This window comes from Pseudomonas gingeri, assembly GCF_013386115.1.
Lineage (GTDB): Bacteria > Pseudomonadota > Gammaproteobacteria > Pseudomonadales > Pseudomonadaceae > Aquipseudomonas > Aquipseudomonas gingeri.
The window spans coordinates 347,730-371,038 of the sequence record NZ_JACAOR010000008.1; the positions used below are offsets into that span (position 1 = coordinate 347,730).

General features: G+C 63.9%; 21 protein-coding genes. 10 read left to right on the forward strand and 11 right to left on the reverse strand.

Annotated elements, in window-relative coordinates:
- Positions 1-27 precede the first annotated feature (27 nt).
- The 5 genes from adk to HX881_RS17555 all read left to right on the forward strand — a co-directional run bounded on the left by adk (position 28) and on the right by HX881_RS17555 (position 3,742).
- On the forward strand, positions 28-675 hold the full coding sequence (adk, locus tag HX881_RS17535) for an adenylate kinase (RefSeq protein ID WP_017127092.1): 648 nt from the start codon (positions 28-30) through the stop codon (positions 673-675).
- Positions 676-763: 88 nt separating this feature from the next.
- Complete coding sequence (gene tsaB / locus HX881_RS17540; RefSeq protein ID WP_017127093.1) at positions 764-1,438, forward strand: tRNA (adenosine(37)-N6)-threonylcarbamoyltransferase complex dimerization subunit type 1 TsaB; 675 nt, start codon at positions 764-766, stop codon at positions 1,436-1,438.
- Positions 1,439-1,683: 245 nt separating this feature from the next.
- The gene (locus HX881_RS17545) at positions 1,684-1,983 is read left to right on the forward strand and encodes a hypothetical protein (RefSeq protein ID WP_017127094.1); all 300 of its coding nucleotides are present in this window, start codon (positions 1,684-1,686) and stop codon (positions 1,981-1,983) included.
- Positions 1,984-1,996: 13 nt separating this feature from the next.
- Positions 1,997-2,866, forward strand: coding sequence for a DUF72 domain-containing protein (locus HX881_RS17550; RefSeq protein ID WP_017127095.1), 870 nt, complete (start codon positions 1,997-1,999; stop codon positions 2,864-2,866).
- 33 nt (positions 2,867-2,899) lie between these two features.
- On the forward strand, positions 2,900-3,742 hold the full coding sequence (locus HX881_RS17555) for an isocitrate lyase/PEP mutase family protein (RefSeq protein ID WP_177085698.1): 843 nt from the start codon (positions 2,900-2,902) through the stop codon (positions 3,740-3,742).
- A 28-nt stretch (positions 3,743-3,770) separates the two neighbouring features.
- On the opposite strand, the gene HX881_RS17560 is transcribed toward HX881_RS17555, so the two are convergent.
- Positions 3,771-4,385, reverse strand: coding sequence for an energy transducer TonB (locus tag HX881_RS17560; RefSeq protein ID WP_177085700.1), 615 nt, complete (start codon positions 4,383-4,385; stop codon positions 3,771-3,773).
- A 92-nt stretch (positions 4,386-4,477) separates the two neighbouring features.
- Between HX881_RS17560 and HX881_RS17565 the strand changes: the two genes are divergently transcribed.
- On the forward strand, positions 4,478-5,260 hold the full coding sequence (locus tag HX881_RS17565) for a class I SAM-dependent methyltransferase (RefSeq protein WP_177085702.1): 783 nt from the start codon (positions 4,478-4,480) through the stop codon (positions 5,258-5,260).
- Between the two features lie 45 nt (positions 5,261-5,305).
- Here the strand turns inward: HX881_RS17565 and HX881_RS17570 are convergent, their stop codons facing one another.
- Positions 5,306-5,941, reverse strand: coding sequence for a TetR/AcrR family transcriptional regulator (locus tag HX881_RS17570; protein WP_017127099.1), 636 nt, complete (start codon positions 5,939-5,941; stop codon positions 5,306-5,308).
- A 93-nt stretch (positions 5,942-6,034) separates the two neighbouring features.
- Here HX881_RS17570 and HX881_RS17575 point away from each other — a divergent pair, with 93 nt between their 5' ends.
- The gene (locus HX881_RS17575; protein ID WP_177085704.1) at positions 6,035-7,135 is read left to right on the forward strand and encodes an efflux RND transporter periplasmic adaptor subunit; all 1,101 of its coding nucleotides are present in this window, start codon (positions 6,035-6,037) and stop codon (positions 7,133-7,135) included.
- A gap of 6 nt (positions 7,136-7,141) precedes the next feature.
- Positions 7,142-10,207, forward strand: coding sequence for an efflux RND transporter permease subunit (locus HX881_RS17580; RefSeq protein WP_017127101.1), 3,066 nt, complete (start codon positions 7,142-7,144; stop codon positions 10,205-10,207).
- 179 nt (positions 10,208-10,386) lie between these two features.
- Here the strand turns inward: HX881_RS17580 and HX881_RS17585 are convergent, their stop codons facing one another.
- The 3 genes from HX881_RS17585 to plsB all read right to left on the reverse strand — a co-directional run bounded on the left by HX881_RS17585 (position 10,387) and on the right by plsB (position 14,466).
- Complete coding sequence (locus tag HX881_RS17585) at positions 10,387-11,076, reverse strand: DUF4197 domain-containing protein (RefSeq protein WP_177085706.1); 690 nt, start codon at positions 11,074-11,076, stop codon at positions 10,387-10,389.
- 148 nt (positions 11,077-11,224) lie between these two features.
- Positions 11,225-11,845 (reverse strand): hypothetical protein, encoded by a 621-nt coding sequence (locus HX881_RS17590; protein ID WP_017127103.1) that lies wholly within the window; start codon positions 11,843-11,845, stop codon positions 11,225-11,227.
- A 122-nt stretch (positions 11,846-11,967) separates the two neighbouring features.
- Positions 11,968-14,466: a glycerol-3-phosphate 1-O-acyltransferase PlsB gene (plsB, locus tag HX881_RS17595; RefSeq protein WP_177085707.1), complete on the reverse strand. Its 2,499-nt coding sequence runs from the start codon at positions 14,464-14,466 to the stop codon at positions 11,968-11,970.
- Between the two features lie 270 nt (positions 14,467-14,736).
- On the opposite strand from plsB, the gene HX881_RS17600 reads away from it, so the two are divergent.
- Positions 14,737-14,946, forward strand: a complete 210-nt coding sequence (locus HX881_RS17600; protein WP_017127105.1) for a cold shock domain-containing protein — start codon at positions 14,737-14,739, stop codon at positions 14,944-14,946.
- A 270-nt stretch (positions 14,947-15,216) separates the two neighbouring features.
- Here HX881_RS17600 and HX881_RS17605 read toward each other — a convergent pair whose 3' ends face one another.
- From HX881_RS17605 to HX881_RS17620, 4 genes are all read right to left on the reverse strand, one after another.
- Positions 15,217-15,594 (reverse strand): hypothetical protein, encoded by a 378-nt coding sequence (locus HX881_RS17605; RefSeq protein ID WP_017127106.1) that lies wholly within the window; start codon positions 15,592-15,594, stop codon positions 15,217-15,219.
- Positions 15,595-15,678: 84 nt separating this feature from the next.
- Complete coding sequence (locus HX881_RS17610) at positions 15,679-16,488, reverse strand: putative RNA methyltransferase (protein WP_177085709.1); 810 nt, start codon at positions 16,486-16,488, stop codon at positions 15,679-15,681.
- Positions 16,488-17,639 (reverse strand): succinyl-diaminopimelate desuccinylase, encoded by a 1,152-nt coding sequence (gene dapE / locus HX881_RS17615; protein ID WP_177085873.1) that lies wholly within the window; start codon positions 17,637-17,639, stop codon positions 16,488-16,490. Before dapE ends, HX881_RS17610 begins: the two co-directional genes overlap by 1 nt.
- Positions 17,640-17,859: 220 nt before the next feature.
- Positions 17,860-20,451, reverse strand: a complete 2,592-nt coding sequence (locus tag HX881_RS17620; protein ID WP_017127109.1) for a glycosyltransferase — start codon at positions 20,449-20,451, stop codon at positions 17,860-17,862.
- 277 nt (positions 20,452-20,728) lie between these two features.
- Here HX881_RS17620 and tcdA point away from each other — a divergent pair, with 277 nt between their 5' ends.
- The gene (tcdA, locus tag HX881_RS17625) at positions 20,729-21,538 is read left to right on the forward strand and encodes a tRNA cyclic N6-threonylcarbamoyladenosine(37) synthase TcdA (protein WP_177085711.1); all 810 of its coding nucleotides are present in this window, start codon (positions 20,729-20,731) and stop codon (positions 21,536-21,538) included.
- A gap of 87 nt (positions 21,539-21,625) precedes the next feature.
- Here the strand turns inward: tcdA and HX881_RS17630 are convergent, their stop codons facing one another.
- Positions 21,626-22,033 carry a SufE family protein gene (locus tag HX881_RS17630; RefSeq protein WP_177085713.1) on the reverse strand — a complete coding sequence of 136 codons (408 nt, stop codon included), beginning with the start codon at positions 22,031-22,033 and terminating at the stop codon, positions 21,626-21,628.
- The gene (locus HX881_RS17635; protein WP_177085715.1) at positions 22,030-23,235 is read right to left on the reverse strand and encodes an aminotransferase class V-fold PLP-dependent enzyme; all 1,206 of its coding nucleotides are present in this window, start codon (positions 23,233-23,235) and stop codon (positions 22,030-22,032) included. Before HX881_RS17635 ends, HX881_RS17630 begins: the two co-directional genes overlap by 4 nt.
- Positions 23,236-23,309 lie beyond the last annotated feature (74 nt).

Consider the following 23,309-nt stretch of genomic DNA (forward strand, 5'->3'; position numbering starts at 1 on the left):
CTAAATAAAAAATTGAGGAGCACATCGATGCGCGTCATTCTGCTGGGAGCTCCCGGTGCCGGTAAAGGCACTCAGGCTAAGTTCATCACCGAAAAATTCGGCATCCCGCAAATCTCCACCGGCGACATGCTGCGTGCCGCGGTCAAGGCCGGCACCGAGCTGGGCATCAAGGCCAAGGGCATCATGGATGCCGGTGGCCTGGTTTCCGATGACCTGATCATCGCGCTGGTCAAGGACCGTATCGCCCAGGCCGATTGTGCCAAGGGTTTCCTGTTCGACGGTTTCCCACGCACCATTCCCCAGGCCGAAGCCCTGGTGGATGCCGGTGTCGAGCTGGACAACGTGGTCGAGATCGCCGTCGACGATGAAGAAATCGTCCAGCGTATCGCCGGTCGCCGTGTCCACGAAGCTTCCGGTCGCGTCTATCACACCGTCTACAACCCGCCAAAGGTTGAAGGCAAGGATGACCTGACCGGCGAAGAGCTGATCCAGCGCAAGGACGACACCGAAGAAACCGTTCGTCATCGCCTGTCGGTCTACCACTCCCAGACCAAGCCGCTGGTGGATTTCTACCAGAAGCTGTCGGCTGCCCAGGGCAAGCCGAAGTACAGCCACATCGCTGGCGTCGGTTCGGTCGAAGCGATCACCGGCAAGGTGCTCGAAGCGCTGAGCTGATTGCCGCCGGCCTCTCCAACAGCCCGCTTGCGGGCTGTTGTTGTTTATACTGTCGCACTTTTTTCATTCTGACCTGACGGAAACATCGATGAGCACCTTGCTGGCCCTGGACACCGCGACTGAAGCTTGCTCCGTTGCCTTGCTGCATGACGGCAAGGTCACGAGCCACTACGAGGTGATCCCGCGCCTGCATGCGCAGAAGCTGCTGCCGATGATCCAGCAGTTGCTGGCCGATGCGGGCATCGCCCTGTCGGCTGTCGACGCCATTGCCTTTGGCCGCGGACCGGGAGCCTTCACTGGCGTGCGGATCGCCATCGGTGTGGTCCAGGGCCTGGCATTCGCGCTGGAGCGGCCAGTATTGCCGGTGTCCAACCTGGCGGTGTTGGCGCAGCGGGCGTTTCGCGAGCATGGTGCCAGCCAGGTCGCCGCGGCCATCGACGCGCGGATGGATGAGGTGTATTGGGGCTGCTACCGCGAGGTGGCTGGGGAAATGCGCCTGGTCGGTGCCGAAGCGGTCCTGCCGCCGGAAGTCGCGGCCCTGCCGGACGCTGCCAGCGGCCCGTGGTTCGGTGCGGGCACCGGCTGGGGTTATGGCGAGCGGATCAACGTTGCCTTGACCGGCCAGGATGCTGGCATGCTGCCCCATGCCGAAGACCTGCTGACCCTGGCGCGATTCGCCTGGGCCCGTGGCGAAGCCATCGTTGCCGATGAGGCGCAGCCGGTCTACCTGCGGGACAAGGTCGCCACGCCGAAGGCCCGTTGAGGTCGAGCGCGTTCCCCTGTAGGAGCCGGCGGCGCTACCTAAATTTCAGGCTAAACTGGATGTTAAGCCGATCACCCTGAAAACTACGCCGACCAGTCAAAAATGTGCCGTCCGTCATGTTTTGCACCGGTTGATGTCGTTGTGTGAAAACCTTTTCCACGTTCTGTGGTCTGGTTATCACTAGGGCAATAGCTATGTACGGCGCGTACTGCTAAATTGCCATCATCGACACCGAGCATGCCACAATGCGTATAGACGGCGTTTCATCACAGTCCTACCCCATCAAGCGCAAGCCCCGCAAGGCTGGCGTGGTGCTCGATGGCGACGAGGAGCTGCTGGACAACGAGAATGACGACCTGTCGGAAGTCGCCGCTCGTGCCCAGGCCGCCGGCAGTCGCCTGGCCAACCTGCCGGCACGCCCGCAGGACATGATCTTCCCGCGTTCCATGAGCAAGAGTGTCGCGACCGCCCTGGCCAGCTACCTGACCACGGCCGGTTTTGTCGAATGGGATATGGAAGTGCTGGGGCTCGACCTGCATATCTGATCTAATCGGCGTCATGACCGGTTCCATCCTGCCTTACTACCTTGGTTGTCCCTCCTGGAGCGAAAACGCCTGGCGCGAATTCCTGTACCCGGAAAACGCTCGCCCGACGGATTTCCTCGATCTCTACTCGCAGGTCTTCAACGCCGTCGAGGGCAACACCACCTTCTATGCGCGGCCGGCACCCGGCACCGTGGAGCGCTGGGCGCAGACCATGCCCGGGCATTTCCGCTTCACTGCCAAGTTTCCCCGGGATATCAGCCACGGTGGCGACCTGCGCGAGCAGGCGCAGGCGGCCGAGGATTTCCTGCAACTACTCAAGCCGTTGGGCGAGCGGGTGTCGCCGCTGTGGCTGCAGTTACCGGCGAGTTTCGCGCCTCATCGCCTGAGCGAGCTGGCCGGGTTTATCGACAGCCTGGAGCGACCGCTGGCCATCGAGGTCCGGCATCCGGAGTTCTTCGCCAAGGGCGATGCCGAGCGGATGCTCAATCGATTGCTGCTGGACCGCGGGGTGGAGCGCATCTGCCTCGATCCCCGGGCGCTGTTCAGCTGTACCTCGACCGAACCCTCGGTACTGCACGCCCAGTCGAAAAAACCCAAGGTGCCACCACGTCCGGCGGCCTTCACCGCATTTCCCCAGGTGCGCTTCATCGGCCATCCGGAACTGGCGGCCAATGAAAGCTTCCTCACGCCCTGGATCGAGAAAATCGCCGGCTGGATCGAGGAAGGGCGGACGCCTTATATCTTCCTGCACACTTCGGACAATCGCCTGGCGCCGGAACTGGCCCGGCGTTTTCACCAGCGCCTGATGGTACGTTTGCCTGGCTTGCCGGCACTGCCTGAGCTATACAGAGAGCCCGCCGTGGAGCAACTGGGCTTGCTCTGACGGCGACCTGTTTCTTCTGCCGGGAGTCGACCAATGGACGCGCAACCTTCTCAACACCAGAGTATTCGAGCGCAGGCCTTCAAGGCCCTGCACGAGCGTGCCGGGGCCTTTGTGATCCCCAATCCTTGGGATGCCGGCTCGGCGAAAATGCTCGCCGCCCTGGGCTTCGAGGCCCTGGCGACCACCAGCGCCGGCCTGGCGTTCTCCCTGGGGCGCCCGGATGCCGAGGGCGCGATCAGCCGCGCCGATAACCTGGACAACGCCCAGGCGATTGTCCGGGCCACGGCGCTGCCGGTGGCGGCGGACCTGGAGAACGGTTTTGCCGACAGTCCCGCCGGTTGTGCCGAGACCATCCTGATGGCCGCCGAAGTCGGCCTGGTGGGTGGTTCCATCGAGGATGCCACGGGCAATGCCGGGGAGCCGATCTATCCCTTCGCCCTGGCGGTCGAACGGGTCGAAGCGGCGGTGGCGGCTGCACGTAGCCTGCCTTTTGCCTTCACGCTGACGGCGCGGGCGGAAAACTTCCTGGTCGGCCGACGGGATCTGGATGACACCATCCGCCGCCTGCAGGCTTTCGCCGAGGCCGGCGCCGATGTGTTGTATGCGCCGGCCTTGAGCACGCCGCAAGAGATTCGCGCGATCGTCAAGGCGGTGGCACCCAAGCCGGTGAATGTCCTGATGTCCGGCGGCGTGTCGTTGTCGGTGGCGGACTTGAGTGCGCTGGGGGTCAAGCGCATCAGCGTCGGCTCGGCGTTGGCGCGGGCGGCGTACGGGGCGTTTTATCAGGCTGCCGAAGAGATTCGCGGGCAGGGGACCTTCGCTTTCGCCGAACGGGCGATACCGTTCGGCAAGATCAACAAGATGTTCAAGGACTGAGGGCGGCGCTGAAACGGGGAGTGGCGACTCAGGCCGCCAGGCGCAGGTTGTGGGCGACCAGCGGGCGGGCCCAGCGCAGGTCGTAGTCCATTTCTTTCTGCTGCCGGGCCAGTGTCTGTTCGTCGAACGGCACGGCCGGTTTTTCCAGCAGGTCGAGTTCGAACTCGGCGATCGGCAGATGCAGCGGGCGCGGCTGTGGTGCCGCGCCAGGATCGGGCAGTGGCTGGCCGGCGGTGAGTACGATCGGGCGAACCCAACCGCTGTCGAAATCCTGTTGTTGCTGTTGTGCGATGAGTTCGTCGTCCGGATAGGGCGGGGCGGGCTTTTTCAGCAGGTCCAGCTCGAACTCGGCGATAGGCAGGAACAGCGGCTCAGGCGGACGAACGGGAGTGTCGGTGACATCGCATTGCCGCTGATCGACGATCTGCGCGAGCATTTGCGCGCCGGCGGTCGGTTCGACCGGGCCATCGACCGGCAGCTCGACACTGGCTTGCTTCGGTGCATCACCCACCTGCTCGGCCATGGCCCGGGCAAAGAAATCCTGCCACAGATGGCTGACGCCGCTCAGTGCTTGAGAATTTCGCAGGCCGTAATCGCCGACGGGCGATAGATAACCTATGGATGTGCGTTGAATGTCTGACATAGCTCTCGGTCGACGCTCAGCTCTGGCAAAATGCTGGATCATTCTGTTATCGGCAGTTTTTGCCGATCATTAAATTTTTGAGCGTGTTTTTCATGAGTGAGCAGCAAGCGGCCGTACGGATCAGAGTCGAGGCCTTGGCCGAAGGGTTTCAGCCCCAGGCAGAGCAGTGGGCCGAACGGCTGGGGCTGCCATTGCAGGAGCCCGGGGCGGAGTTCGCCTTGCAGGTCGGCGCGCAGGGCTTGCAGTTGCAACAGCTCGGGGCGGATGCGCCGGGCCCGGTGCGGGTGGATTTCGTCGAGGGCGGTGCGGCGCACCGTCGGCTGTACGGTGGTGGCAGCGGGCAGATGATCGCCAAGGCGGTCGGTGTCCAGCAGGGTGTGCGCCCGCGGGTGCTGGATGCCACGGCCGGCTTGGGCAAGGATGCGTTTGTGCTCGCCAGCCTGGGCTGCGAGATGAGCCTGATCGAGCGTCAGCCGCTGATCGGTGCGTTGCTGGAAGATGGCCTGGCCCGTGGCCTCGATGATTTCGATGTGGCGCCGATCGTTGCGCGCATGCACCTGCTCAAGGGCAACTCGATCGAGGTGATGCGCGACTGGGAGGGCGAGCCGCCGCAGGTGATCTACCTGGACCCGATGTTCCCCCATCGGGAGAAAACCGCCCTGGTGAAGAAGGAAATGCGCCTGTTCCGGCCATTGGTCGGTGATGACCCGGATGCCCCGGCGTTGCTCGAAGCCGCGCTGGCGCTGGCCACGCACCGGGTGGTGGTCAAGCGTCCGCGCAAGGCGCCGTGCATTGCCGGGCCGAAACCGAGCCATGCCCTGGATGGCAAGTCGAGCCGCTACGATATCTATCCGAAGAAAGCGCTGAAGCCCTGAGGGCCTGCGGACCGCCGCGAAGACAGTTGTCCCGTCGCCCTGTGCTCAGGGCTTGTAGGCGCGCATGAACAGTGCCACCACCTCGCGCACATGCGCCTCGCTATCCTCGGCGTTCAGAGGCGCGCCGCAGCCATAGAGCAGACGGAAATTCGCCGCGCCCTTGAGCAGGCAGAAAAAATGCTCGGCGGCATTGTGCGGTTTGTCGATGTCCAGGGCGCCGCTCTGGTGGATCTTGCTCAGCAGCCGCTCCATCTCCGTGAGCATCCGCTGCGGGCCCGCCTCGAAGAAGATCTGCGACAGCTTCGGGTCCTGGCTGCCCAGCGCCATGATCAGCCGATGCAGGTTCACCGACTCGTCGCTGTTGATCAGGATATGAAAGCCCCGGGCGATATTGAGCAGCACCGATTCCACCGGCACGCCCACGGGCAGGGCGAAGAACAGTTCGGGCAACTGCTCCTCGCATTTGGCCACCACGGCGGCGGAGAACAGTGTCTCCTTGTCGTTGAAATGGCTGTAGACCGTCAGTTTTGAAACACCTGCCGCTGCTGCTACCGCGTCCATGCTGGTGCTGGCGTATCCATTACTCAGGAACAGATCTTTCGCCGCGTCAAGAATGGCCTGGCGTTTTGCCAGGTCCTTGGGGCGGCCGGGGCCGCTGGGCACAGAAAGATTGTCGGACATTTTCCACTTTAATACTGGACTGGTCAGTTTGGTATTAATACCATACTAGCCAGTATAATTATTCTGAGCATTCCTAGCGAAAGGTCCTACACCATGTTCCGCTATGTCCTGCCCCTTGCGTTGCCGGTCAGTTTAGCCTTTTTCCTGGCGGGCTGTGGTCACGAAGAGTCCGCCCAAGTCACTGTACGTCCCGCAATGGTGGTTCAACCGCAACTCTCGGCCCAGGCCATGGACAGTTATCCCGGTGAGGTCCGTGCACGTTTCGAACCCGAGCTGGCGTTCCGTATCGGCGGCAAGGTCACCCGGCGATTGGTCGAGGAGGGCGAGCGGGTCAAGGCCAACCAACCGCTGGCGGAGCTTGATCCCCAGGATGTGCGCCTGCAACTGGAAGCGACCCGCGCCCAGGTCGCGGCAGCCGAGGCCAACCTGAGCCTGGTGCGTTCCGAGCGGGATCGCTACAAGACCCTGCTGGACCGGCAGATGGTCAGCCGTTCGCAGTATGACAATGCGGAAAACACCTACCGTGCCGGCGAAGCGCGACTCAGGCAGATCAAGGCCGAGTTCGACGTCTCCAGCAACCAGGCCGGCTACGCCGTGTTGCGCGCACCCCAGGACGGGGTGGTCGCCAAGCGCCAGGTCGAGGTCGGCCAAGTGGTGGCGGCCGGACAGACGGTCTTCACCCTGGCCGCTGACGGCGAGCGCGAAGTGCTGATCAGTTTTCCGGAGCAGGCCTTCGGACGGTTCAAGGTCGGCCAGGAGGTCTCGGTCGAACTCTGGTCCCAGCCGGACCAGCGCTTCAACGGACATATCCGCGAGCTGTCGCCGGCAGCCGATCCGAAATCGCGGACCTTCGCCGCGCGCATCGCCTTCAGTGCCGGGAAAACTCCCGCCGAGCTGGGCCAGAGCGCGCGGGTGTTCGTCCAGGCGGCGAGTGTCGTGCCGCTGTCGGTGCCGTTGTCTTCGCTGACCGCCGAGAATGGCGCGACCTACGTCTGGAAAGTCCAGGCGGACAACACCCTCAAGCGCACCCCGGTGCGTGTCGGCGCCTTCGGCGAGAAGAGCGTGCCGGTGCTCGAAGGCCTCGGGGCCAATGACTGGGTGGTGGCGGCCGGTGTGCATGTGCTCCATGAGGGCGAACTGATTCGCCCGGTGGATCGCTCCAACCGCGTGGTCAACCTGGCGGCCAAGGAGTAGTCCCCGATGGGTTTCAACCTTTCCGAATGGGCGTTGCGTAACCGCCAGATCGTGCTGTTCCTGATGATATTGCTGGCGCTGGTGGGGGCTCTGTCCTACACCAAGCTTGGCCAGAGCGAAGATCCGCCGTTCACTTTCAAGGCCATGGTGATCCGCACCAACTGGCCAGGGGCGACGGCCCAGGAAGTCTCGCGGCAGGTCACCGAGCGCATTGAAAAGAAACTGATGGAAACCGGTGAGTACGAGCGGATCATGTCGTTCTCCCGTCCGGGCGAATCCCAGGTGACCTTCATGGCCCGGGACTCGCTGCACTCGGCGCAGATTCCCGAGTTGTGGTACCAGGTCCGGAAGAAAATCGGCGATATCCGCCAGACCCTGCCACCGGATATCCAGGGGCCGTTCTTCAACGACGAGTTCGGCACCACCTTCGGCAACATCTATGCGCTGACCGGCGACGGCTTCGACTACGCGGTGCTCAAGGACTACGCCGACCGTATCCAGATCCAGCTGCAACGGGTCAAGGACGTGGGCAAGGTCGACCTGCTGGGACTGCAGGACGAGAAGATCTGGATCGAGCTGTCGAACGTCAAGCTGGCGACCCTCGGCTTGCCGCTGGCGGCGGTCCAGCAGGCGTTGCAGGAGCAGAACACGGTATCCACGGCGGGCTTCTTCGAAACGCCGACGGAACGTGTGCAACTGCGCGTCAGCGGCAATTTCAAGAGCGTCGACGAGATACGCAACTTCCCGATCCGGGTCGGCGATCGCACCTTCCGCATCGGCGACATCGCCGAGATTCATCGCGGCTTCAATGATCCACCGGCTCCGCGCATGCGCTTCATGGGGGAAGATGCCATCGGCCTGGCCGTGGCGATGAACGACGGCGGCGATATCCTGGTGCTGGGCAAGGCACTGGAGGTCGAGTTCGCGCGGATCCAGAAAAGCCTGCCGGCGGGCATGCAGTTGAGCAAGGTTTCCGACCAGCCGGCGGCGGTCAAGACCGGTGTCGGCGAGTTCGTCCAGGTGCTGGTGGAGGCCCTGGCGATTGTCCTGCTGGTGAGTTTCTTCTCCCTCGGCGTGCGCACCGGCATGGTGGTGGCCCTGGCGATTCCGCTGGTGCTGGCGATGACCTTCGCCACCATGTATTACCTCGGCATCGGCCTGCACAAGATTTCCCTCGGCGCGCTGGTGCTGGCGCTGGGCCTGCTGGTGGACGACGCGATCATTGCCGTGGAAATGATGGCGATCAAGATGGAGCAGGGTTTCGACCGGCTCAAGGCGGCGAGTTTCGCCTGGACCAGCACGGCGTTCCCGATGCTCACCGGGACGCTGATCACCGCCGCCGGCTTCCTGCCGATCGCGACCGCGCAGTCGGGGACCGGCGAGTACACCCGTTCGATCTTCCAGGTGGTGACCATCGCGCTGCTGGCGTCATGGATCGCCGCCGTGGTGTTTGTGCCCTACCTGGGGGAAAAACTGCTGCCGGACCTGGCGAAGATCCATGCCGCCAAGCATGGCGCGGGACAACCGGACCCCTACGCCACACCGTTCTACCAGCGGGTACGCCGCCTGGTGGGCTGGTGCGTGCGCCGGCGCAAGACGGTGATTGTCCTGACCGTCCTGCTGTTCGTGGGTTCGGTGGCGTTGTTCCGCTTCGTCCCCCAGCAGTTCTTCCCGGCCTCCGGGCGGCTGGAACTGATGGTCGACCTGAAGCTGGCCGAAGGCGCGTCGCTGAGCAACACCGCCGATCAGGTCAAGCGCCTGGAAGGCCTGCTCAAGGGGCATGCGGGCATCGACAACTACGTGGCCTATGTCGGCACCGGTTCGCCGCGTTTCTACCTGCCGTTGGACCAGCAATTGCCGGCGGCCAGCTTTGCCCAGTTTGTCGTGCTGGCGAAAACCATCGAGGACCGTGAAAGCCTGCGGACCTGGTTGATCGCCACGCTCAACGAGCAGTTCCCGGATCTGCGCTCGCGGGTCACGCGTCTGGAGAACGGTCCGCCGGTCGGTTATCCGGTGCAGTTCCGGGTCACCGGTGAACATATCGAAGTGGTGCGCGCCCTGGCCCGCAAGGTGGCGGCCAAGGTGCGGGAGAACCCCCATGTGGTCAACGTGCACCTGGACTGGGAAGAGCCGAGCAAGGTGGTCTACCTGAATGTCGACCAGGATCGTGCCCGCGCCCTGGGCGTGAGCACGGCGAACCTGTCACGCTTCCTGCAGAGCTCCCTGACCGGATCGACCGTCAGCCAGTACCGCGAAGACAACGAGTTGATCGAGATCCTGCTGCGCGGCACCGTGCACGAGCGCAACGAGCTGTCGGCCCTGCCGAGCCTGGCGGTGCCGACCGACAACGGCGCCAGTGTGGCGTTGTCGCAGATCGCGACGCTGGAGTACGGCTTCGAGGAAGGCATCATCTGGCACCGCAATCGCCTGCCGAACGTGACCATCCGCGCCGACATCTACGGCCAGGAACAGCCGGTGAGCCTGGTCAAGCAGATCATGCCGACCCTGGATCCGATCCGTGCCGAATTGCCGGATGGCTACCTGCTGGACGTGGGCGGTACGGTGGAGGACTCGGAGCGTGGTCAGGCCTCGGTGAACGCCGGGGTACCCTTGTTCATCGTGGTGGTGCTGACCCTGCTGATGCTGCAATTGCGCAGTTTTTCGCGGGTGGCGCTGGTGTTCCTCACCGCACCGCTGGGGCTGATTGGCGTGACGCTGTTCCTGCTGGTGTTCCGCCAGCCGTTCGGTTTCGTGGCGATGCTCGGGACTATCGCCTTGTCGGGGATGATCATGCGTAACTCGGTGATCCTGGTGGACCAGATCGAGCAGGATATCCGTGCCGGCATGTCTCAATGGCAGGCGATCATCGAGGCGACGGTACGGCGCTTCCGGCCGATCGTGCTGACTGCCCTGGCGGCGGTGCTGGCGATGATCCCGCTGTCGCGCAGCGTGTTCTACGGGCCGATGGCGGTCGCGATCATGGGCGGCCTGATCGTGGCGACGGCCTTGACCCTGCTGTTCCTGCCGGCGCTGTATGCCGGCTGGTTCAGGGTGAAGAAGACCGCGGAATAAGCCGCTGCGCGGGGTTGAAGATCGTTCCCACGCTCTGCGTGGGAACGCCTTGCTGGATGCTCTGCGTCCGGTTGTGACGCGGAGCGTCACGGGCTGCATTCCCACGCGGAGCGTGGGAACGATCAGATCAAAGCTTCGCGGGCAAGCCCGCTCCCACTGGGTGGGAGCGATCGCTGGGATCAGAGCGCGCCGAACACCTTTTTCGCCAGGCTGGTGGCCGCTTCCGCCGGGTTGGCGCGGATGCCTTCTTCCTTCTGGGCGATCATCTTGAACAGGCCGTCCAGGGCCTTTTCCGTCACGTAGCTTTCAATGTTGGCACTCTTGGCATCGAGCACGCCAAGGGTCGCGGCCTGCCCGGCGAACGAGTTGTACTGCTTGGCCAGGCCGACCTGGTCGGTGGCCTGCTTGACGATCGGCAGGAACTTGGCGCGGATCTGTTCGCGGCTGGTCTTGTCCAGGTACTGGGTGGCCGAGTCCTTGCCGCCGGTGAGAATGCCCTTGGCATCGGTCACGGTCATCTTTTTCACCGCGTCCACCAGCAGGGCCTGGGCCTGCGGCATGGCTGCCTCCGCCGCCTTGTTCATGCTGGTTTCCAGCTGGTCGACCTGTTCACCCATGCCGAACTGTTTCATCTTGCTGGCGACCTTGCCCAGCTTGCCCGGCAGTTCGATCTTCACTTCCGGGTTGTTGCTGAAGCCGCCAGGTTTGCCGAGCGTCGTGACGGCTGCGACGGCCCCCTGGGCCAGGGCGTCCTTGAGGCCGCCCGAGGCTTCGCCCTGGGAAAGGCTGCCCAGGGACAGGGCCAGGGCGTTGGCGGAAATCAGCAGGCCGGCGCAGAGGCCTGCCAGGCGTAGGGAAGGACGGAGCATGGAAAGCTTCCTTATTCGAGAAGTGAAGAAATGACCGGGCGGCATCGACACGGATCCGCGAGGGCTGTGCAGATGCAACCCGGTACTCAGGAGAATCTAACGGATTTGCCGCCAAACGCCAGCGCCCGACGGCTCCTGTCTCTTCGAATCAGGCGCTCAGCGTCAGCGGCTGGGGTTTTTCCTTCAGCAGCACGACGGTCCTGGGGATGGGTTTCAGGGTGAATTTGCGCCGGCTGCCGAAGGTGCCGCGGGTCTCGTAGGCCTGGCCGGGCTTGACCTTGAGCGGGTCATACCGCAGGTAGCGGGGGATCGAGCCCTTGAGCAGGGTGATTTCCTCGCTGAGCACGTAAGGCGGGAGGCCGGGCTCCGTCAGGGCCACCAGCCTCAGGGTCGCCAGGGTGTTTTCCTCCGTGCCGATCAGCGGCACCAGCGCGGCGCTCAGGTAGAGGTAGCCGGGCGGGCTCAGGTGGAAGCTTTCTTCCTGGTTGTCCTTGCGCCAGCGGAAGCTGTACTTGAGATCGGCCAGCTGCGAGACGCCGGCCACGCTCATGTCGAACTCGATCTCGATCTTGCAGTTGTACCTGAGATCCTGGGGCAGTTCGAAAGTGAAGCGCCATGGCGACTGGGTGGGCAGCCGGGCGGCGGTCCAGGTGCCCAGGACCGTGCCGGTGCAACGGTTGCGCAGGATGATCCGGGTCTCGGCCTGGGCCGGGATCGAGTAGTCCGGCGGGAAGTGGAAAACAGCGGTCACGACATTTTTTGCAGTCATTTCGATATCCTTATCGAACGCGTCAAAAGCAACGCAAGGTTCAGTCTATACGAGCATCGGCGGGGTAAATCCGGCAAGGAAGCATCCGTGCTTCTTTGCCGAACCGTCTGTCATGAGGTCGCCTATTCTCCGACGCTGGCCGGCTGATCGGCGGCGTCCTCGTTGCGGTGCAGCGCTACCTGGCGGATCGACAGGCGGATCTCCGCGGGCAACACCCGCTTGGCCGCGCCTTCCGCCAGTTCGCCGAGCAGTTCGTGATGGCCCAGCTTGCCGGCTTCGTCCCGGCGCAGGACGCCGAGGTCGAGCAGGGTCTGGATAAAGTGTCGGAACAGGCTCTTGTCGAAGAACTCCGGGGCGTTGAGCCCGTGCAGGATCGACAGGCGCTGGGCCATGACCGTGCACAGGTCTTCCAGTTCTTCGGCGCTGATGCTGTTCTGGCCGCTGTTGAGCAGCAGCGAGATCGCCATGTAGAAGCGTTGCAGGGTCTGGGCAATGCTTTTCGACAGCAGCGTCAGCAGGACGAAATGCCGCGAGCTGGGCGCCGGACGCAGGTAGACCTCGTTCTCGAAACGCAGCAGGCCCTGTTCGACAAAGGCTTCGAGCCACTGGTCGATCACGGCGTCGAGTTCGTCGAGGGACCAGCGAATGAACAGTTCCGATTGCAGGTACGGGTACAACGCCCGGGTATAACGCAGGATCAGCTCGCGGCTCATGCGTGACGAGCTCTGGAAGAAACTCGCCAGCAGGGCCGGCAGGGCGAAGATATGCAGGACGTTGTTGCGGTAGTAGGTCATCAGGACGGCGTTCTGCTCGTCCAGGTAGAGGATCTTGCCCAGGGCATCGCTCTGTTCCGACAGCAGGTCCATATCCTTGACGTGCTGGATCAGCGCGCGACCGTCACCTTGCGGCAGGGTGGTGTGCGGCGAATAGGGCACGCGGCGCAGCAAGGCCAGGTAGAGATCGAGGACCCGGGCCATGGCGCGGTCGTCCAGGGCCAGGCGGCTGGTGGACAGCAGGGCCAGGGCGACCAGGTTCACCGGGTTGATCGCGGCGGCTTCGTTGAGGTGGCGGGCCACGCGCTCGCCGAGGCGGTTGGTGGTCGCGTTCAGCCATGCCGGCTTGAACTGCGGGCCCAGTTCCTGGGTGCGCCAGTCCGGTTGTTCCTGGTCGAGGAATTCGGCGAGCTTGATCGGTTCGCCGAAGTTGACCGCCACCTGGCCGAAGCGCTGCTTGAGGGCGCCGATGACCTTGAAGATGTCGAAGATCGATTCCTTTTTCTTGCTCGCCCCGCGCAACTCACCGAGATAGGTACGACCTTCCAGCACTCGCTCGTAGCCGATGTAGACCGGGACGAAGACGATCGGCATGCGCGAGGAGCGCAGGAAGCTGCGCAGGGTGATCGCCAGCATCCCGGTCTTCGGTTGCAGCATGCGCCCGGTCCGCGAGCGTCCGCCTTCGACGAAGTACTCCACCGGGAAACCCTTGGTGAACAGGGTATGCAGGTATTCGTTGAACACCGAGGTGTAGAGCGGGTTGCCCTTGAACGTGCGGCGCATGAAGAACGCGCCGCCACGGCGCAGCAGGCTGCCGATCACCGGCATGTTGAGGTTGATCCCGGCGGCGATGTGCGGCGGGGTCAGGCCGTTGCGAAACAGCAGGTAGGACAGCAGCAGGTAGTCGATGTGGCTGCGGTGGCAGGGTACGTAGATCACTTCGTGACCCTGGGCCACGGCCTGCACGCCTTCGATATGGTTGACCCTGATGCCGTCGTAGATCTTGTTCCAGAACCAGCTCAGCACCACTTCGAGGAAGCGGATCGCGGTGTAGGTGTAGTCCGAGGCGATTTCGTTGCCGTAGCGCAGGGCCTGTTCCTTGGCCTTTTCCGCGGAGATGTTCTCGCGTTCGGCTTCTTCGAGGATCGCCTGGCGCACCAGTGGCTCGTTGACCAGGCCCTTGACCAGGTTGCGCCGGTGGGACAGGTCGGGCCCGATGACCGCGGTCTTGAGGTTGCGAAAGTGTACCCGCAGGATGCGCTGGGCCATGCGCACGGTACGCTCGTGGCCCTTGTTGTGCTCCACCAGTTCGCGCAGGCGGATCGGCGCGGAGAACTGCACGCGGGTCTTGCGGCCGAGAATCAGGATGCTCAGCAGCCGGCGCAGGCGACCGGTGACCGCCCAGCTATCGGCGAACAGCAGTTTCCACGGGCTCGACTCGCTGTCCGGCGACTGCCCCCAGAACACGCTGACCGGGATGATCTGGGCATCTTCGACGGCGTCCCGGCTCAGGGTGTCGACCAGGCGGGTCAAGGTCGGTGGCGCGCCACGTTTGTCCTGGCGGCCCAGCCAGTCCGGCTCCGGGGTCAGGTAGAAAAAGGCCGCCGGCTCCATCAGGGGGCCCACGGACACCGGCAGTACCGGGCGCGGCAGGCCGGCCTTGGTGCATTCGCGGTCGACCACGGCCAGGTCGGTCAGCGACGGCGATTGCAGGACGTAGAACACCGGGCGGCTGCGGTCGAGGTTGAGGGTCAGGGACGACTGGTTGATCGTCTCCGAGCGCACCCACAGGTACAGGAGGCGGCGCAGGGTGCCAAACACAAGACGGCGGAACGGGGAGCGGGTCATACGGCTTCTGCTTAAGGTGGCTGCTTCAGGTGGCTGAACCAGGTGAATTGGACCGAGCGTTTGCTCGGGGCTGGTAGTGTGCCGCATCTGCCGAAAATCGGCAAAAAGGCGACCCGGTAATATTGATTGAGAGTTTTCCGGGCTGTCTTATACTCGGATGTTCGCCATGAGCGGTATGACCCATGCGCGTCACGTGAAGTTCTGGCGATCAGGCTTGGAGAACCCTACGAGCGGGGTTCATTCGATAATAAAAAGACGGAGTACGGATTCATGGCAACTCGCGAGACAGGCAATGTGAAGTGGTTCAACGATGCCAAGGGCTACGGCTTCATCCAGCGCGAAGACGGGGCGGATGTGTTCGTGCACTACCGCGCGATTCGTGGTGAAGGCCACCGCTCCCTGGCTGAGGGGCAGCAGGTCGAGTACGCGGTGGTGGAAGGCCAGAAGGGCTTGCAGGCCGAGGATGTGGTCGGCCTGTAATACCTGCGTGCAGTGACGGCCAGCGCGGCGTCGAAGACGGGGCGGGATCTCCCACAAGGATGGCGGCATGCACAAGATGTGCGCCTGGCGCGAGGTCATTGTGGGAGTGGGCTTGTCGGGACGCCGCACCGCCACGAAGAGGCCCTTGAGCTCGGCATCGCCTGCCCGGGCGCCTTCGCTGGCAAGCCAGCTCCCACAAGTTCGGTGTTTCGCCGCAAGTGCCGTCAGGCCCCGGTTGTGATGCTGGCCCGGGCAAGTTCCCGGTGAGTGTCACGCCGTACGCCAGGTGATCTCTTCTTCGCCATCGGCGCTGATGCGGATCCAGCGGTCGGCGCTTTCCTCGCCTTCTTCCTCGACCCAGCTCCCCGGCGCGCAGCGCACTTCGACGTCCAGCGCGGCAAAGGCGGCGCGGGCGCAGGCGATGTCGTCGTCCCACGGCGTCTGGTCGCTTTCCAGGTACAGGCTGTTCCACTTGCCCACGGCCTTGGGCAGCCAGGTCACCGGCACGCCGCCCGCCTTGCATTTCCAGGTCTGGCCCTTCTGGCTCCATTCGGTGCAGGGGCCGAGCGCTGCGCCGAGCCAGGCGGCAATGGCTTTGTGGTCGACGTCAGCGTCTTTCAGGTAAATCTCGATATCGGGCTGGCGCATGGATGTCCTCGCTGCGGCTGCTGAAAAATCCATTCGCGGATTCGGTCGCTCGCCAACCCGGGTTGGCGAAGTGTGTTGTAGGGGTTATTGCAGAACGAAGTAATCGTAGCGCATCGACACGCTGACCTCGAACGGCTCGGCCTGTTCGATCACCAGGGCGCGGCGTTCGGCGCTGGCACGCCAGCCGTGCGGGGTCATGGCCAGCAGGTTGGCACGGTCCAGGGGACTGGCCAGGCTCAGCTTGAACTCCAGCACTTCGCTGTGTTGCAGTGTCATGCCCAGCGGCACCAGTGCCAGGTGCTTGTCGTCGGTGTATTCACGCACTTCGTCATAGAGCCGCTCGCGCAGTTCCATCAGGTGACCGCTGGTCGGTCCGACTTTCATCAGGCCGCCACCGGGGCTGAGCAGGCGCCGGGCTTCCTGCCAGTCCAGCGGGCTGAAGACACTGGCGAGGAACTGGCAACTGGCATCCGCCAGCGGAATCCGCGCCATGCTGGCGATCAACCAGGTCAGCCGTGGATTGCGTCGGCAGGCACGCTTGACGGCCTCGCGGGAAATGTCCAGGGCATAACCGTCGGCGGCGGGCAGCGCCTCGGCGATCTGCGCGGTGTAGTAACCCTCGCCACAGCCGATATCGACCCAGCGCCGCGGCGCCCGTTCGGCTGCCAGTTCGGCCAGGCGCCTGGCCACCGGGGCGTAGTGCCCGGCATTGAGGAAGTCACGCCGGGCCTCGACCATCGCCTGGTTGTCGCCCGGGTCACGGCTGTTCTTGTGCTGCACCGGCAGCAGGTTCAGGTAACCCTGGCGGGCGCGGTCGAAACGGTGCCCGACCGGGCAGGCCACGCCGTTGTCGACCGCGCTCAGCGGGGCGCTGCAGAGAGGGCAGATGAGCATCAGGCGAGCAACTTGATCAGGGTCTGGTAGTAGATTTCGGTCAGCACATCGAGGTCGCTGGCCAGGACCCGCTCGTTGACCTGGTGAATGGTCGCGTTGACCGGGCCCAGTTCCACCACCTGGGTACCGAGGGTAGCGATGAAGCGTCCGTCGGAGGTGCCGCCGCTGGTGGAGGTCTGGGTCTCGCGGCCGGTGATGGCCTTGATGCTGGCCGATACCGCGTCGAGCAGTGCACCCGGTTCGGTCAGGAACGGCAGGCCGGACAACGCCCAGTCCACGTGCCAGTCCAGTTCGTGCTTGTCGAGGATCGCCGCGACCCGCTGCTGCAGGCCTTCGACGGTCGACTCGGTGGAGAAGCGGAAGTTGAACAGTGCGGTCAGTTCGCCGGGGATGACGTTGGTCGCGCCGGTGCCCGAGTTGACGTTGGAGATCTGGAAGCTGGTCGGCGGGAAAAACGCGTTGCCGTTGTCCCAGTGCTCGGCGGCCAGTTCGGCCAGGGCCGCGGCGGCCAGGTGGATCGGGTTCTTGGCCAGGTGCGGGTAGGCCACATGGCCTTGCACGCCGCGTACGGTGAGCTTGGCGCCGAGGGAACCACGGCGGCCGTTCTTCACCACGTCGCCGACCAGCGAGGTGCTCGACGGCTCGCCGACGATGCACCAGTCCAGGCGCTCCTGGCGGGCGGCCAGGCGTTCGACCACGGCCTTGGTGCCGTGATGGGCCGGACCTTCTTCATCGCTGGTGATCAGGAACGCCACGGACCCCTTGTGGTCCGGGTAGTCGGTGACAAAGCGCTCGGCTGCCACCAGCATCGCCGCGAGGCTGCCCTTCATGTCGGCGGCGCCGCGCCCGCAGAGCATGCCGTGTTCGTCGATCAGTGCATCGAAGGGATCGTTCTGCCAGGCCTGGAGCGGGCCGGTGGGGACCACGTCGGTGTGACCGGCGAAACACAGCACCGGGCCTTCGTGACGGCCATGGGTGGCCCAGAAGTTATCCACATCTTCGATCCGCATCGGCTCCAGCTTGAAACCGGCATCGCCCAGGCGCTGCATCATCAGCTTCTGGCAGTCGGCGTCGATCGGCGTCACCGACGGACGGCGGATCAGATCACAGGCAAGTTGCAGGGTCGGCGAAAGGTCGGCGTGGGCCGTCATGGGAAACTCCGGATGCTGGGGCAAGGTCGGGTAATACTTGTAGGAGCGTGGCTTGCCCGCGAAAGCGTCCTTGAGGGCGCCAAAAGCTTCGCTGGCAAGCCATGCTCCTACAGTCATCGGGTCTGGCCGTGGAATCGTGCTCGACCAAGGCGCGGAAAATGGCGGATATCTTAAAGCAAAACGGCGACCAGAGGCCGCCGTTTAGTGCATTGCATCGCGTTTATGCGGCCGGTACCTGTTCCGGCGCTTCCACCGGTTTGGGCAGCGAAGAGACAAACGCCATGACCAGTGCGGCCAGGTACGGCAGCGACTGCACCAGCAGCATGGTCACCCAGAAACGCATGTCGTTGCTCGGCAGGCCTTGCACCAGGAAGATTCCCAGCGCCGCGCCCCACAACAGCAGCATGATGAACAGCTCTTCCCGGGCTTCCGAGATCGCTACCCACAAGCCGTGGTTGTCGGCGTTCTTCGGCGTGCGGAAGAACGGGATGCTGCTGGTGAAGAAGCCGTACAGCACCGCCTTGGCAATGGTGTGCGACAACGCCAGGCCGGCCAGCGCCGCGGCGAAGGCATCCTTCATGTTGACCCCGACCGCGCGACGGTAGAGGAACAGGATCTTGCCGACCTTGAACACGAACAGCGCCAGCGGCGGGATCGCGAAAATCAGCAGCGGCGGGTCGACCCGCTGCGGCACGATGATCATCGCCGAGGACCAGAGCAGGGCACCGAAGGTGAAGAAGATGTTCATGCCATCGGCGACCCACGGCAACCAGCCCGCGAGGAAGTGATAGCGCTGGCCACGGGTCAGCTCGGTGTCCTTGCCGCGCAGCAGGCTGGCGGTGTGCCGCTTGATGATCTGGATCGCTCCGTAGGCCCAGCGGAAACGCTGCTTCTTGAAGTCGATGAAGGTATCCGGCATCAGCCCCTTGCCGTAGCTGTGGTGGTGGTAAGCCGCCGACAGGCCTTTCTCGAATACCCGCAGGCCCAGCTCGGCATCTTCGCAGATGCACCAGTCGGCCCAGCCCAGCTCTTCCAGCACCGAGCGCCGGGTCATGGTCATGGTGCCGTGCTGGATGATCGCGTCACGGTCGTTGCGCGTGACCATGCCGATATGGAAGAAGCCCTTGTATTCCGAGTAGCAGAGCTTTTTGAAGGTGCTCTCGTTCTGGTCGCGGTAGTCCTGTGGCGATTGCACGATGGCGATCTTCGGATCGGCGAAGTGCGGCACCATGTGCTTGAGCCAGTTGCGGTCGACGCAGTAGTCCGAGTCGATCACCGCGATCACTTCGGCATCCTTGGCGGTGTGCGGGATCAGGTAGTTCAGTGCGCCACCCTTGAAGCCGGCCAGCGGTGCGACGTGGAAGAAGCGGAAGCGCGGGCCGAGGGTTTCGCAGTAGGCCTGCACCGGTTCCCAGACCGCCGGGTCCTTGGTGTTGTTGTCGATGATCAGGACTTCATAGTCCGGATAGTCGAGGGCTGCCAGGGCGTCGAGGGTCTGCTTGACCATTTCCGGCGGCTCGTTGTAGCACGGCACATGGATCGAGACTTTCGGGCGGTAGTGCGAATCGCCTTCCACCGGGAGGAATTCACGCCGGCGCTTGTGGGTCCAGACCGCCTCGGCCAGTTCGTGGGCCTCGGTCAGCAGGACGATGAATACCCCCAGCGCGCCGAGGGCGAGCAGGAAGCCCACCGTCAGGCTGAACCAGGTGCTGTATTGCTGGCTGTAGTCGTAGCCGATCCATACCAGCACCGAACCGCAAAGGAAGGCGATAAAGGTCAGGAAGGTCCGGCCGCGCTGGCGCAGGGCCGAGCCGTCGATCAGCAGCATGGCCAGGGACAGCATCGCCAGGACCACCGAGCCGATGGCCAGTACCCGCCATTGCGGAATGGCGACGACCGGGCCCTCGAAGTTGAATTTCTGCTGGCGGGCCGCGTTGTACACGCCCCAGTAGGCGCCCACGGAACCTTCGTCGCTGGCCTTCCACGGCTGGTCGAAGGCCTCGATCACGAAGTAGTTGAAGCCCTGGCGGTTGAGTTTGTTCACCAGCGTGCGCAGGTAGATCGCCTGGTCAGCCTGGGTGGCATCGGCACCGCCGCGCATGCGGCCGTTGCTCGGCCAGCCGACTTCCGACAGCAGCAGGGGCTTTTTCGGGAACATGCGCTTGAGTTCGCGGGCCCGGTCCAGCACGTACTGGCCCGACTTCTCCATCGGGATGAATTCCCAGTACGGCAGGATGTGCGCGGCGATCAGGTCGACATGCTTGGCCAGTTCCGGGTTGTGTTCCCAGATGTGCCACTGCTCGGAGGTGGTGACCGGCACCTTGACGGCGGCGCGTACGCGGTCGAGCAGCACACCCAGTTCCTTGGCGGTGATCTCCTTGCGGAAGATCGCCTCGTTGCCCACCACCACGCGAACCACGCTGCGTGAGGTATTGGCCAGTTCGATGGCGCGGGTGATTTCCCGTTCGTTGCGCTCCTGATCCGGACTGATCCAGATACCCAGGGTTACCCGCAGGCCGAATTCCTCGGCCAGCTTGGGAATATCCTGCAGCGTGCCGTCGACCGAGTAGATACGGATGTTGTCGGTCAGCTTGCTGATGATCTCCAGGTCGCGACGCATATCATCGTCGGTCGGGAACTGGTCTTTCTGCGGGAACTGGCCCTGCTGGAAAGGCGAGTAGGAGAAGCCGGAAATGTGTTCAGGCCAGTCGGGGGCCGATACCGGACGGTTGATCAACGCCCAGAAACCGGTGAACAGCGCGGCGATTGCCAGCACCACCACCAGATTGAGTCCAAATTTACGCGATGACATAGATATTTCGGGTTCCCAAAGGGGCTAGGGGCTTGTACTGGAACGGTAAACAGCGCGGCGCGCATCCTACACGTGCAGTTCGCTGAACGCACAGCAAAGTGGAGGGCGGCTGAGCTTTGGCAATGGCAGTTCGTTTAAGTTCTTTCTTGAGTCTTTGTAGCTCGTTTCTTGTGAAGATGTTGTCATTTTCACTCAGGCTGCCGCCATTCGTAGCCTGAAGGTGCCTGTAACCTTCGAACGGCCCTATAATGCGCGCCGATTTTTCGGGTTATTGGTCATGAGTGCAGAAGATCCACGGTTTGCCGGCGTTGCCCGGTTGTATGGCATTGAAGGGCTGGAGCGGCTGAAGGCCGCGCATGTGGCCATCGTCGGCGTGGGCGGGGTCGGCTCCTGGGCGGCGGAAGCGATTGCCCGTTGCGGCGTGGGCGAGATTTCCCTGTTCGACCTGGACGATGTCTGCGTCAGCAACAGCAATCGCCAGTTGCACGCCCTGGACAGCACCGTGGGCCGGGCCAAGGTCGAGGTCATGGCCGAGCGTCTCAAGGGCATCAACCCGGATTGCCGTGTGCATGCGGTGACGGATTTCGTCACCCGCGAGACCATGGCCGAGTACATCACGCCGGATATCGACTGCGTGATCGACTGCATCGACAGCGTCAATGCCAAGGCGGCTTTGATTGCCTGGTGCAAGCGACGCAAGATCCAGATCATCACCACCGGCGGCGCCGGTGGGCAGATCGATCCGACGCTGATCCAGGTCTGCGACCTGAACCGCACCTTCAACGATCCGCTGGCGTCCAAGGTGCGCTCGACCCTGCGCCGCGACTACGGCTTCTCCCGTACGGTGACCCGCCATTACAGCGTGCCCTGCGTGTTTTCCACCGAGCAGCTGCGTTATCCGAAGCCGGACGGCAGTATCTGCCTGCAGAAGAGTTTTGTCGGCGACGGCGTGAAGCTGGACTGCGCCGGCGGTTTCGGCGCGGTGATGATGGTCACCGCGACCTTCGGCATGGTGGCGGCCACCAAGGCGGTGGACAAGATCGTGGCGGGAATGCGGCGGCCGTCGGACCGGGTAAAGACCACCTGATGATCGTTCCCACGCCTTGCGTGGGAACGCCTCTCTGGACGCTCTGCGTCCGCTGTCGTGACACCGAGCGTGGGGACGATCGGTGGTTCAGGCGCGGGTCAATTCGCGCATCCGCTGCAGCACGGCGTTCAGGCCGTTGCTGCGCGACGGCGACAGTTGCCGGGAAAGCCCCAACTGGTTGAACCAGTCCGGCAGGTCGACGCCTTGCAGCTCTTCGGCGGTCAAGCCGTTGACCCGCACCAGCAGCAATGCCACCAGGCCGCGGATCATCCGCGCGTCGCTGCCGGCGACAAACCGCCAGCAGCCGTCCTGCAACAGGCCGGTCAACCAGACCTGGCTTTCACAGCCGTGTACGCGATTGGCCTCGATCTTCTCGGCTTCGCCCAGCGGTGGCAGGCGTTCGCCCCATTGCATCAACAGGCGCGCGCGCTGCTCCCAGCCCGCCGCTCCCTGGAAGCTCTCGAGGGCGCCCTGTGCTTCGTTCGGCAAACTCATCGCAACAGGTCCAGGGCCTGGTCCAGCGCTTCGAAAAAGCGCTCGAGATCGTCGGAGTCGTTGTACAGCGCCAGGGATACGCGGATCGCCCCGGCCAGGCCGAGCTGTTTCATCAAGGGCATCGCACAGTGATGGCCGGCCCGGACGGCAATGCCCTGTTCGGTCAGCAGATGGGCAAGGTCGGCGTTATGCACGCCGTCGACGACAAAGCTGACCAGTGCCAGTTGCGGCTCGCCGAGCAGGCGAATGCCCTTGCGCACGTTCAGGCCTTGCAGCAGATGGGCGTGCAGCGCCGCTTCGTGGGCGAGCACGGCGGCCTGGTCCAGGCCCGCGAGGTAGTCGAGGCTCGCTCCCAGTCCGATCACACTGGCAATCGGTGGCGTCCCGGCCTCGAAACCCAGCGGCGCGGAGCGGAAGCTGGCGTGCTGGTAGTCGGCATCCTGGACCATCTCGCCGCCGAACTGCCAGTGGCGCAGCTGATGCAGTGCCTCATCGCGGCCGTAGAGCACGCCCAATCCATCAGGACCGTACAGCTTGTGACTGGAGAACACGTAGAAGTCGCAACCCAGCACCTGCATGTCATGGCGGCCGTGCACGACGCCCTGGGCGCCGTCGACCACCGTCAGGGCGCCACAGGCCTTGGCCCGCGCCAACAACGGCGGCAATGGTTGCCAGGCACCAAGCACATTGGACAGCTGGCTGACGGCCAGCAGCCGGGTGCGTTCTCCGATCAGGCCGAGCGCCTTGTCGATATCGATCAGGCCGGCCTCGTTGATCGGCAGGATGATCAGCTTGAGGCCGCGGCGTTGTGCCAGTTGCTGCCAGGGCAGCAGGTTGGCGTGGTGTTCCAGGGCGCTGACAACCAGCTCGTCGCCCGCTTGAAAAAGGTGTTCCAGGCCATAGGCGAGGAGGTTCAGCGCCGAAGTGGCGCCGTGGGTGAAGATCACTTGCCCGCTGTCGCCGATGTTCAGCCATTGGCCGACCTTGATCCGGCTGTCTTCGAAGGCCTGGGTCGCATGGGCGCCGGGCAGGTGCTGGGCCCGGTGCACGTTGGCTGCGCCATTGGCGTAGTAGTGCGTCAGGGCATCGAGCAGGGCCTGGGGCTTCTGGGTGGTGGCGGCGCTGTCCAGATAGGTCTGGTCCTGCCGTTGCAGGGCGGCGATGGCCGGGAAATCGGCACGCCAGGGAGAGGGAATCAACATGGTGTTCGGCCCTGGTGAGCATGGGCGGGGGGCACACGAACCGTGGGAGCCGGCAAGCCGGCTCCCACGGCCTG